Raw genomic sequence first — 12,661 nt, 5'->3', positions numbered from 1 at the left:
TTCTTCTAAAAATTTTACACCTTTTCTATATTTGCACCTGAATAATACTAGAAAAAGACAACTATGCAGTTGTCTTTTTCTAGTATTAATGATGCCCACCGTGATTTCCCTTTTTCGTGTTCCCCATCATTTCTTTATTCATTTCCCATTTATGCTCTGCTAGCTCTTTATACGAGAGAACTTTCCCCTTATAGTTAGATACAAAGCTCTTTGCATCTTTTTTGTTTTTAAATGAAATGACATTATAAGCCATTGGTGTTGTAATTGTTTTATCATATACATAAGTAGCATCTTCTAACGAAACCCAATCTTTCGAATCATAATCTCGAACAAATTTTTCTTTCGTCTTTTCACCTGGATTAATCTCCATCCATTTATACATACAACCGATATCATCAAACTTTAATGCTTTTCCATTTTCTAAAATGATTTCTGTTGCAAATTGATTATCCATTACCCCAATTTGGCAAATATCACACTTATCATGCTTCTCATCAATTGCCACAGCCTCTGCTTGTTTCTTACCACATCCTACAATTGTAAAGACAAAGAATAAGCATATAGCAAGCATCACATACTTTGTTCTCATTGTATTTCCTCCCTAACCGTATCTTCTACAAGGAGCATATCAAAAACTTGTGTGCGATTTGTGAAAAAATGATGTGTCTTTTGTAATATATGGAACAAAAAAGATGTGTAGTCCTCTCTACACACCTCTCATCATTCACAACCTGTAATTACTAAATCATCTTCTATTTTAATTAATAATGTATCTGTATGAATTTGCTGCCCAACAACTACATTTACTAATCTTATATTTCCACTGATGCCGACTGCAACCTTTTCAAGTTCACCGTTATTTTTTCGGATCATCATTAATTTTTCCCACTCATATACGTAAGAAGATTCATTAACAAAAATCTCTTCTACTTTTCCTTCATAAGAACTACAAATCTCTTCCATTCTTGTTTTCATATAAAATCTACTCCCTATTTCACACTTCAATATTGTCATCTTATTCTACCATTCTTATGGAGAGCAGCTTACTTTTTAAAAATTCAAATTAACTCCCGTGAACAAAATGACCAAAATAAAAATTATGCTTCTAATGATGTTATTTTTCAAATTATTTACCATTCAAATAGATGCTTTTATGATAAACAAAAAACCTTTTTCTGAATTTTTATTTTATTTTGAAAGCGCAATCATTTTTGAGGGGGAGATTACATGTTAGCACTACTTGGATTTGCAATGGTATTTGTCTTTATGTTTTTAATTATGACAAAACGTATGTCAGCACTAGTAGCATTAATATTAATTCCAATTACGTTCGCATTAATTGGAGGATTTTATGCAAACATGGGACCTATGATGTTAGAGGGCATTCAAAAACTAGCACCTACTGGTATTATGCTTATGTTTGCTATTTTATATTTTGGAATTATGATTGATAGCGGTTTATTTGATCCTGTCATTAGTAGGATTTTGAAATTTGTAAAAGGAGATCCTTTAAAAATTGTTGTTGGTACAGCGATTCTTACAATTATCGTTTCATTAGATGGGGATGGAACGACAACGTATATGATTACTGTTTCCGCAATGTACCCACTATATAAACGCCTTGGAATGAATCCACTTATATTAGCTGGGGTTGTTATGTTAGGTGCAGGCGTGACAAATCTTACACCGTGGGGTGGACCGACAGCTCGTGTTATGAGTGCACTTGGACTAGACGCATCAGAGCTCTTTACACCACTTATACCAGGAATGATTGCTGGTGCACTTTGGGTAGTTTTCGTTGCTTACTATCTTGGAAAAAAAGAAAGAAAACGTTTAGGAATTATGGATATACAATATTTAAAACAAATGCAAACAACAGATGAGCAAGCTGCAACAGTAGAAGCTGCTGTTCATAAGCGCCCTAAACTTCTATGGATTAACTTTTTATTAACTGCTACCTTACTTGTCTGTCTTATACTAGAAGTTATGCCATTACCTGTTTTATTTACAATCGCTTTCGCTATTGCTGTTATGATTAACTATCCGAACTTAGAGCAACAGAAAGAGCGTATTGCTTCTCACGCAGGAAACGTATTAGCAGTTGTTTCTCTCGTATTTGCCGCTGGGATTTTCACTGGAATTTTATCAGGAACAAAAATGGTAGATGCAATGGCTAAAAGTGTAGTAACTCTTATACCAGATGCTCTTGGCCCACAATTACCAATTATTACAGCACTTCTTAGTATGCCATTCACATTCTTCATGTCCAATGATGCATTTTACTTCGGTGTACTACCTATTTTAACGAAAGCTGCTGCTACCTATGGAATTAGTGCAGCTGAAATGGGACGCGCTTCCTTACTCGGGCAACCTGTTCACTTATTAAGCCCTCTTGTTGCATCCACTTATTTATTAGTTGGGATGGCAAAGGTTGATTTTGGTGAACATCAACGTTTTACTTTATTGTGGGCAGTTGGAACGACAATGGTCATGTTGATTACTGGAATTTTAATTGGGGTTATTCCAATATAAAATAAAAAAACAGTAGCGGACATATATCCTCTACTGTTTTTTATTATGAAGGAATAAGAAAATATCTTCTTTCTGGTCTCCCAACACTCCCATATATAAGCTCCGCATGAACTTTCTTTCCTGATATTAAATATTCTAAATAACGCCTCGCTGTCGATCTGCTTACTCCGACCATTGAGCTTAGCACTTCCGCAGTAATACCTTCTTCATTCACTGTTAACATATGCTTTTTTATTTTTGCTAAAGTTAAGGGGTCTATACCTTTCGGGGCATATTCTATTTCATTTCCCTTTACGCCTCTTTGAGACCATAGATGTTCTATTTGTTCGATAGATAATTGGTTATTTTTCTTTAACTGCACAAGCTTTTTTTGGTAATTTTCCAAACTTGCTTTAAATCGATCAAACATAAGTGGCTTTACGATATAATCTGTTACTCCACCTCGCAGGGCGTGCCTCACTACATCTGTTTCCGATGCAGCTGTAATCATAATAATATCTGTATCATGTAAATTATGTCTAATATATGTGACAAGTTCCGTTCCTTGCATATCAGGTAAGTACACGTCTAATAAAACGAGCTGTGGCTTCACAAGATCTAGCCATTCTTTCGCTTGTTCCCCAGTCGTCGCTGTTCCAATTACTTTAAATCCCTCAATCTTTTCAGTAAAACGACGATGAATGTCTGCAATTCGAATATCATCTTCTACAATCAATACTTCAATCTCCTCACCCATTACAATTCGCCTCTCTCTTTTGGTAATGCAATAATAAACAATGCACCACCTAAATCCCCTTTTTCGATTGCGATACTTCCATTTAAATCTTCTACTAACTCTTTCACCTTTGCTAATCCATATCCTCGCTTCTCGCCTTCTTTCGTCGAGAAGCCTTTATAGAATATGCTAGTAATGACCTCATCATGAATCCCTTGTCCTGAGTCTTCCACTTCAATGACTATTTCTTCTCCGATATCAGTTACAAACATTCTTACTTTCTTATCATGTTCTTCATTTCTTTCAATCGCTTCAAATGCATTCGTAATTAAATTTCCTAAAATAGAAACGACATAATTACTCTCAATATGCGGGCTTAATTTGTCTAAGCTACTCTCTCTATCTAGCATAAAATCAATCTTCAACTCTCTTGCTCTATTATAGAATCCAATTAAAATCCCACCTAACCATGGATTTTGAATTCGTTTCATAATAAATTGAACAAAATCTTGATATACCGCTGTTTCCTTATGAATAAGCTCCAAAGCATCTTCATATAATTCTAGCTGGATAAGACCTGAAAGCGTATACAACAAATTGTTATATTCATGCGTTTGCGCTCGTAATGCCTCTGTATATTGCTTCGTCTGAGATAATTCTGCTGTTAACTGATCCATTTCAGATTTCAAACGTAAGCTCGATACAACGCCAGTTACTTTATTCTTTACTTTAATGGGTAGACGGTTCGCAATAACAGCCTGCCCTTTTATATTTAATTGGCGGTCAAACTGTTCTTCACCAGTTTGAAGTACATCTAATATCGTTGAATTAGGAATTATATCTAAAATAAATTCTCCAATAATATTTCGTTGTTCATCTAGCGAAAGAATATCATAGGCTGCTTGATTAACTAAACTAATTATGCCATGTTGATCAATGACAATAATCCCCTCACGTACAGATTGAATCACTGTACTATGCTCTTCATATAAAGATGAAATTTCTTCTGGCTCCATCCCAAACATCATTCTTTTTATACTGCCAGCTAAATATATAGAGCCGATTACTCCAATTAATAAGCCTATTATTGTAATCCAAAACACACGCTTTCCATACACTTCTACCGCTCCATGAATATCATCCATTGAAAATCCAACAGATACCACACCAATGATTTCATTTTCCTGATTATGGATTGGAACTTTTCCACGTAATGAAGGGCCTAATGATCCAGTTGCTTTCGAAACGTAAGATTTCCCTTCTAATAAAACTCCTTTGTTATCTCCGCCAACCATTGCTTCTCCTATTTTATCTTTCCTAGGATGTGCATAACGAATCCCTTCTTTATTTCCAACTACAATAAAATCAGCATCTGTATCAATTCGAATTTTTTCCGCAATCGGTTGAATAATAGAAGCTGGATTTTCTGTTTGAAAAGCTTCCTTGATTTCTGGTATAGCAGCAACTGTTTTCGCAACATGCAAAGCTCTTTTGCCAATTTGCTCTTCTACCGTTTCAGATAATATGTAATAAAATAAATAACTCGTTAGCATAAGTACAACAAGAATAAGTGTACTAATAGTTAATGTGATTCTCGGTTGGAGTTTTAATTTTTTAAATTTCAAAACCATTCCCCTAACATGATTAAAGATAGAATTTAAAGAATATACAGTCTCTTTAATTATACTTAATCATAACACGGTTACTCTATATTTCTTTCTTTTTCTCTTCATAAAAAAGAAACGAAGTAAAATTATTACCTCGTTTCTTAACAATCATTATTACACTTTAAACTTACCAATCATCTCCTGTAATTCTTCTGCCATTTGTGATAAATGAACTGCTGCTGCATTGATTTCATCTACTGAAGCTAATTGTTCTTCTGAAGAACCAGCAATATTTTGAACGCTTGCTGCATTTTCTTCAATCGTAGCTGCAATTTCATTAATTGATGCACTAACTTGTTTTGCATCTACTGTCATTTGCTTCGCTACTTCTACCATGTTATCAATTTGTACAACTGTATCATCCGTAGATTTCAGTATTTCAGCAAAGCTTTGCTTCGTTTCATTTGCAACTACAAGCCCTGATTGTACTTCTGTCCCAACTTGCTTCATAGAACTTACCGTTTCCTTGATATCAAATTGGATCTCTTTCACTAGTTTTCCAATTTCCGTAGAAGACTGTCCTGATTGCTCAGCTAATTTTCGTACTTCATCTGCTACAATTGCAAATCCTCTTCCTTGCTCTCCAGCTCTTGCAGCCTCAATTGCCGCATTTAACGCTAATAAATTGGTCTGCTCTGCAATGTGTTGAATCACCTCAAGAATTGCTCCAATTTGTTTTGATTTATCATCTAACAAAACAATAACTTTATCTGATTGTGAAACAGACTCATGGATTAATTGCATTTGATTCACAGTTTGTTCAACTAACTTCCCACCATCTTCAGCCTTTTTCTTCGTATACATAGATGCTGTGGATACTAATGAAGAACTATCTGCAACACGCTGAATTCCTTCTGTAACTTCTTCTAATAATGTTGCGCCTTCTTCAACTTCTTTCGTTTGTATTTCAGCCCCGCTCGACACTTGCTCTATTGCTTGTGTAATTTGTTCCGTCGCTTCACTTGTCTGCTTCATACTAGCTGTTAATTCTTCTGAAGATGCCGCCACGTGACTTGCTGAAGTATTTATATTGGAAATGACCTGATGTAATGATGCCGCCATCTCATTAAAACTTTCTCCTAGCTGTCCAATTTCATCTTTAGAATGAACTGTAATTGTTTCTGTTAAATCGCCTTCACTAATCTTTTTCGATGATATAACAAGTTGTTTTAACGGACTAATGATAGAAGCAATTATGAAGTAAATTAAAATCCCACCAATTATTAATGAAATACCAATAACAGTTAGCGTTTTATAGAAAATAGGATTAGCTGCTTCAATAATTTCTTTTGAAGGCATAATTCCTGCTATTTTCCATCCAGTCTGCTTATTTGTTATAAAGGTAATATTGCGATCATCACCATCGAGTTTGAATTTAAAATCACCTGTTTCCTGTTTGTACAATTCCTTCTCAAGTTTTTCTTCTATTTTGTCACCCGGTTTCATCGTCGGATGTGCTATTACATGTTTAGATTGGTCGAAGATTGCTACATATCCTTTTTTGCCGATATTGACCATTTTTGAAGTATTTACAATATCATTAATAATTAAATCAATACCGAGAACACCGCTCTTATCCTCATTTTGTTTTGCTATTGTAATAACAATATTCCCTGTTGTACTTGACTTATATGGGGCTGTGATAACCACTTCTCCGCTTTTTTTCGCTGCTTCTTTATACCAATCTCTTTCGGTAGGATTATACCCATCTGGCATTTGAATAGACGGTGATTGAATAAATTGTCCCGTACTAGCCCCCGTATAAATTGCTTCTATTTCTGGATGTAATTTATTATATTCTTCTAATTTATTTTGCACATTTTGAAGCTGATCAGTTCCGTAACTTACTCCGTTAAATAACTTTGTAAAATATACTGCGTCTACCTTTTTACTGTCTATCTCTTTATTAATAACATTATTTAAAATCTTTACGTTATCTTCCGCTGATTGTAAAATTGTTTCATTAAAATTTGTCTTTGCTTGCTGATAAGACGTCCAACCAATTACAATACTTGGAAGAATTAAAACAATAACAAATGACACAAGTAACTTTGCTTTTAAACTACTTCTTCTTAATTTCCCTTGAAACATATCTCTACCCCTCCATACCGTTTTAAATGTAATTGTTTTACATTTAATTTCTTTATATAAATTATACGATTAAAACGTATCAACTCTTTATCTCTTTTTCTATTAAAGAATTAATACATACCTTTTTCATTCTATATAAATTAAATAATTAAAACAATATATTAAAATGTAAATTATTCGAACAATTCACAGAAGAACCTCTAGTATCTCACTTACTAGAGGTTCCACCCACTATACTATTCTTTATCTTTTTCTACTTCTTTTTTCTCATCTTCTACTACTGATACAACCGGTTTATCGTTTGATAATTGTTGTACTGCTCCTTTTCCAGCAAATCCTTCTAATAACTCTTTTAAATCAATACCAGAAGAAGCTTTTAATGTTTCTTGCATCGTTGCCATTAAATCAGTCGCATAACCTGCAACTTTTCCGGCGCCGCTATTTTTACCACCGCCGCCTGTATCGACAACTGTAATTTTATCAATGTTACTAAGTGGGCTTGCAACTTCCTTCGCATAACTTGGAAGCATTTTAAGTACCATATCCATAATTGCCGCTTGGCCATATAACTCAAATGCCTCTGCAATTTTTTGTTTCGCTTCTGCCTCTGCTAAACCTTTTAACCTAATAACATCGGCTTCCGCCGTACCTTGTGCTTTTTGTACTTCCGCTTTCGCTTGACCTTGCGCTTTTTCGATTTCCGCCTTCGCTAAACCTTCCACACGTACTTCTTCCGCACGTGCTCTCGCTTCAGCTTCAATCTTATATTGATCCGCATCTGCCTTTTTCATTTGTTTTACTTTTTCTGCTTCCGCTGATTGCTCAACAGCATAGCGATCTGCATCTGCTTTTTTCTTTACTTCTGCATCGTATTGCTTTTCACGACGCGCAATCTCTTTTTCTTCTAATTCAATTTGTTTCTCACGCTCAATGATTTTAACGCGCATTTGCTCTTCTGTAACACCTTGTTGCGCTTTCGCTTGTTGTAATTCGTAAGAAAGATCCGCATCTGCACGAGCTTGTTCTTGCTCTCTCTTATAAGATTGTACTTTTAATTCTTTATGTTTTTCAGCTTCAGCGATTTGGGCATCACGTTGGTATTCAGCTTCTTTCGCTTCTTTCTCAGCACGAGCTTTTTCAATACGAGCTTCCTTTTCACGCTCTGCATTTGCAATTGTTGCATCACGCTTAACCGTCGCAATTTGTGGCTGACCAAGTGCATCTAAGTAACCGTTCTTATCCATGATTTCTTTAATTGTAAAGGAAACGATGCGAAGACCCATTTTCTTTAAATCTGTAGAAGCTACTTCATGCACTTTTTGAGCAAATTGCTCTCTATTACTATACGCATCTTCTACTGTCATAGAAGATAAAATCGCACGTAAATGACCTTCTAAAACTTCTTTCGCTTCTACTTTTAACTCTTCTGTTTCTTTTCCTAAATATTGCTCAGCTGCTGTCGATACTTCTTCAATTGTAGAACCTACTTTAATAATAGAAACACCATTTACTGTAACTGGAACACCTTGCTTCGTATACGTATCGCGTGTGCCCACTTCTAACTTGTAGTTTAGTAAGCTTAAAGGTTCTGCTCTTTGCATGATTGGCACTACGAATGTACCGCCACCGCGAATAATCTTAATCTTCTTTCCATCATCAGTGGTCACTACATTTTTCCCACCACCAAGCCAGTTCCCTGTAACAATTAACGCTTCATCTGGTCCAACTGTTCGATACTTCGTAATGAATACTAAAATGAGTAGAATTAAAATTGCGAGTAAAACTCCACCAATAATTAATGGAATCGTCATGTGAATTCCCCCTTATAATTTTGGTTTTTTTAAAGAATAAGCGATGTTTTGTACAAGCAAAACACCATCTTGGACTCCCTCAATAATAACTTCAGTTCCTTGTGAAATATCTTTTTTCCCAATTGTTTTAGCTGGAATTGCATTACTTCCAAATTGAGAGGATATTAATACTTCACCAAATCCTTCTGTAGGAATTGTCGTAATGACTTCTCCCTTGCAACCAATGAATTCATCCATACGTTGCACAGTATTTTGTTCTGCTTCTGCAATCGGTTTTAAAATTAATATTTTCATTATGAATACACCAATAAAGGATATAGCAAATGCAGCCACGAAAATAAGAATACTATTAAAGGAAAATAAATATTCTCCTATATAACTAAGTCCACATAACATAGCGAAAAAACTAAGTAATAAAGTAACAACGGATACAGATCCGCCTCCAAAACTAAATATGGATTCAAATATATCCCCAAAAAAGATATAAATCACAGTGAGTATAGTAGCAATAATAAATCCGTATAAATAAATTGTCTCAAGTGGATAACCAAACAAAACCATTTCTTATCCCCCTCTCTTAAACAATCCCTTTTTTGTTATGTGTATGCCCCACCTCTTTCAAAGATTATTGTTCTTAATTTTCAGTTATTTACTCTTTAAAGAAAAGCCTGCAGTACAGGCCTCTAAAAAAGAACAGGAGAAGCCTATTGTGACAGGCTCCTCCTAGAAAATAACCGATATATTATATATCTATATAATATACTATTTTCCACAAAAAGTAAAGTTAAACATACATTGGAAAAGCACTTATTTTACTGATAATTCGTATGTTCCATCGCCATTATCATATTTATATACATACAAGTAATATTTACCTGGTTTTGCATTAAAGTTTGCCTCTATATGATTGCCATTTGCTTGACCGTAAGCAGTATAATTTTGTATATCTGATTCATGGTGAAGTACCCATGTCATCCCGATTCCATACTCATTTAAAACGGAAATATCAATATTTTTCGCTGATGCTACATTAAATGTATAAACATCAGTGTGATCCCCGCCGATAAGGCTACCTTTTATCGTAGTGTTTAGTCCAATACGATTTGCTTCCTCTGGGCGATTATTTGGTTCTGATTCTGTTAAACTTCCATCTTTAACCGTAACCGTTGTTTCGCTTTTGCTCTCTTTTCCTTTATCATCTTTTACTATTAACGCTACTTTATATGAACCTTCTCTTTCATATACATGTACCGGATTTACTTCTGCACTTGTGCTTCCATCTCCAAAGTCCCATAAATAAGAAACGATTTTTCCATCTTCATCTTTTGAGCCGTCACTTTTAAATTGAATCCCTTCTTTTACAAGTCCATTATAAGGGCCATTTATATTAACTGTTGGAGCTTTATTTTCTCCGTCATCTTTTGCGATACCGTGGAAGACTACATCATATTCAAATTGATTTGAGCTATTTATACGGTAATTGACGAAGTATGCTGTAACAGTTTTGTAGCCACTCCATTCTTTTTGCGCAAGTTGTTCTAAAGCTTCGTTTACTTTCTTACTCATTGCGTTCCAATCTTCTGATTCACCTTTTGTTACACTACCTGTATACGTACCTTCTAATGTAAATGTATTAAAGAATTGGGAGCTATGTTTTGTCATTTTTGCATCTCTCATCGGCAACATTTCAGTCATTTCTTTCTCTACTGCTGTTAATGATTTTGGGGCATGTTCAGCTAAATAATCATCTGCTACTGCCGGTACATTATATTTATCTTGATTATCGATTAGCTGCTGCATATACTCTTGATACTCTTTATTTAACTTAGGATCTTTACTTAGATTTTCACGATATGCATCATAATTTTTTACGTCATTCGCACGAATCAAATCTTGAATTTTATCAAATGTTTCAAACTGATGCGTATATAAGTAAGACTGCAATGCGAACGAGTAATTATAGAAATCCCAAGAACCGTATTTAGCAAATAATGTACGCTCTGCTGTATAACGGCTTGCAGGATCAGATGATAATCCACTAATGATGCTCTTTCTCGGCACTACATTATTTGTTCGAGTAGACCCTGCGAAAAACTCTGCATTGCCTTCTTGGAACCAAGTTAACCTTTCATTTTGATACATATCTCCTCTTCCGAATAAACCTGGCACTTCATATCTCCCTTGAAGATAATGAGTAAACTCATGACGGAATAACTCTTCTAAACTATAAATGCTTTGTTCTGGCGTGCGCTCATATGTAAAGAATGTTCCTGTTTCTTCAATATAAATTCCACCGTTGTTCGTTTCATATCCATACAGTTGTCTATTTAACTGGTACTCTTCTGGGCTGTTATAAATTACGATCGTTAATATATCATCTGCATTGCCCGGCTCTAACGCTTTATCATTCCCAATTACACGATGATACTGTGCTTTTACTTCCTTTGCAGCCCAGTATAGTCTCTTAATTTTTTCTTCCGATACTTTATCTCCTGTTTTAAATACGATAGATCCATCATCAAATGTATACGTTTTTGGTAAGTACTGCTCTTTTCCTTCTTTACGTATTTTCTCTAAATCTACTGTATTCCCGCTATAATCTTTTCCATTATAATTTGTTGTAATTTGTTCTACTGCGACAAAGTACGGCTCACTTAAGCGCGGATACATATGCATTGCCTGTGTAACAACTTCTAAACCTTTATTTGGATTGCTATGAAACTTCCCTAAACGACTCGCAAAGTAAATTCCATTATTAACGAGCCACTTATTTTCTGGTGTTACTTCATTTAGGAGAGCAATACGATTTATTTCATTAATAAACCCATCTACTTTTCCATACCACATTGTTTCATTCGCTTCTTTACGAGCCTCAATTAAGTAAGACTGTATATCATAGTCAATCCCTTGCATAATATCGTATATTGCTTGTCCCTTCATTCGATCATTTACATACGTATTAAAATCATCATTATATTGCTTTAAAATATTCGATGCGTATTGAACTGTTTCAACATCGCTTGAAGCGTTACTAATCAATTTACCGTATGCAGATACGACTGTATCTTGTTCAGCTGTACCAAGCTTAAAGTTTGGATTTTTTGCGATTGCTTTTAAAGCAGGTAAACATTTGTCCTGGAAGCTTCTTTCATTTAATTCACTTAATTCATTATTATAAAATGCCAAATAAAAAGCTGAACGTAACACTTCCGTAAACGTTTGAATTCCTTTTGAATCATCTTTCGTAAATGTACTACCTCGATGAGCTAATTCATCTATAACGACTTGCATTTTCCCTTTATCTTTATAAAAGGACTTTGCATCTTCATTAAACTGGAATAAGTCTGTAATTTGATGCCACTTAATACTGCCTAACGTTTCAACTAATTCTTGATCATTCATCTTGTTTAAATCAGCCATTGAATAGCTTTCTTTAACTTGCTTTACTGTCGCTTTGTTCGTAATAGATGCTGGTCGTTGTGAAAAGTCTCCTACTTTTAACCGTTCTTGAAACGATAATGTTTCCTCCGCTTTAGAAACGTGTCCAATCTCATCTACCGGCTTTTCAATTCCTACTGGTTTCGAATGCAATACATTATATGGCACCTTTTCTTCTGCTGATGCATGAGTTTGAATTGCCCCCAGCGATAGAGCCATTGTACTAATGCTAAGCATCACTTTATTGATCTTTGATTTCTTGTTCATATCCTTGCCCCCTATTTTAATATTCCATCCAAGAATTTAACATAAAATCTAGATGCAACAATATAAAATGCAATATTTCATATTATTTCTCCTTACATTTTGTACATATCGTGAACAATCTCCCTACTATCTAGCCGCCA

Annotated in this window: 9 protein-coding genes and 1 pseudogene; 1 reads left to right on the top strand and 9 read right to left on the bottom strand. The window is 34.8% G+C overall.

Translation table 11 applies throughout. The annotated features are described in order from the left end of the window. Positions 1 to 85: 85 nt before the first annotated feature. Together PSR14_RS03565 and PSR14_RS03560 are read right to left on the bottom strand one after the other, a co-directional pair. The gene (locus PSR14_RS03565; protein ID WP_001259405.1) at positions 86 to 589 is read right to left on the bottom strand and encodes a nitrous oxide reductase accessory protein NosL; all 504 of its coding nucleotides are present in this window, start codon (positions 587 to 589) and stop codon (positions 86 to 88) included. A 131-nt stretch (positions 590 to 720) separates the two neighbouring features. Next, entirely contained in the window at positions 721 to 975 is a 255-nt protein-coding gene (locus PSR14_RS03560; protein WP_000857644.1) for a hypothetical protein, read from the bottom strand. 252 nt (positions 976 to 1,227) lie between these two features. Here PSR14_RS03560 and PSR14_RS03555 point away from each other — a divergent pair, with 252 nt between their 5' ends. Beyond that, the gene (locus tag PSR14_RS03555; RefSeq protein ID WP_000880454.1) at positions 1,228 to 2,532 is read left to right on the top strand and encodes a CitMHS family transporter; all 1,305 of its coding nucleotides are present in this window, start codon (positions 1,228 to 1,230) and stop codon (positions 2,530 to 2,532) included. 43 nt (positions 2,533 to 2,575) lie between these two features. Here the strand turns inward: PSR14_RS03555 and PSR14_RS03550 are convergent, their stop codons facing one another. The 7 genes and pseudogenes from PSR14_RS03550 to colA form a co-directional block, all read right to left on the bottom strand. Beyond that, positions 2,576 to 3,268 (bottom strand): response regulator, encoded by a 693-nt coding sequence (locus PSR14_RS03550; RefSeq protein ID WP_000503450.1) that lies wholly within the window; start codon positions 3,266 to 3,268, stop codon positions 2,576 to 2,578. Further along, positions 3,268 to 4,878, bottom strand: coding sequence for a sensor histidine kinase (locus tag PSR14_RS03545; RefSeq protein WP_073536204.1), 1,611 nt, complete (start codon positions 4,876 to 4,878; stop codon positions 3,268 to 3,270). The genes PSR14_RS03550 and PSR14_RS03545 overlap by 1 nt, the downstream gene beginning before the upstream one ends. Positions 4,879 to 5,028: 150 nt before the next feature. Continuing rightward, positions 5,029 to 5,889, bottom strand: coding sequence for a methyl-accepting chemotaxis protein (locus PSR14_RS03540; RefSeq protein ID WP_370647195.1), 861 nt, complete (start codon positions 5,887 to 5,889; stop codon positions 5,029 to 5,031). Between the two features lie 126 nt (positions 5,890 to 6,015). After that, positions 6,016 to 7,005, bottom strand: a pseudogene (locus PSR14_RS03535) (cache and HAMP domain-containing protein); the annotation flags it as partial. A gap of 236 nt (positions 7,006 to 7,241) precedes the next feature. Continuing rightward, on the bottom strand, positions 7,242 to 8,816 hold the full coding sequence (locus PSR14_RS03530) for a flotillin family protein (protein ID WP_000155027.1): 1,575 nt from the start codon (positions 8,814 to 8,816) through the stop codon (positions 7,242 to 7,244). A 12-nt stretch (positions 8,817 to 8,828) separates the two neighbouring features. Next, a complete protein-coding gene (locus tag PSR14_RS03525) occupies positions 8,829 to 9,377 on the bottom strand; it encodes an NfeD family protein (RefSeq protein ID WP_000242441.1) in 549 nt (182 codons plus the stop codon). A 246-nt stretch (positions 9,378 to 9,623) separates the two neighbouring features. Beyond that, a complete protein-coding gene (gene colA, locus PSR14_RS03520; protein WP_001036372.1) occupies positions 9,624 to 12,521 on the bottom strand; it encodes a collagenase ColA in 2,898 nt (965 codons plus the stop codon). Positions 12,522 to 12,661: the final 140 nt, after the last annotated feature.

The organism is Bacillus sp. A01H (genome assembly GCF_045277205.1).
Taxonomy (GTDB): domain Bacteria; phylum Bacillota; class Bacilli; order Bacillales; family Bacillaceae_G; genus Bacillus_A; species Bacillus_A paranthracis.
Note: the sequence above shows the minus strand (reverse complement) of the source record. Positions and strands in the feature narration are given on the sequence as shown.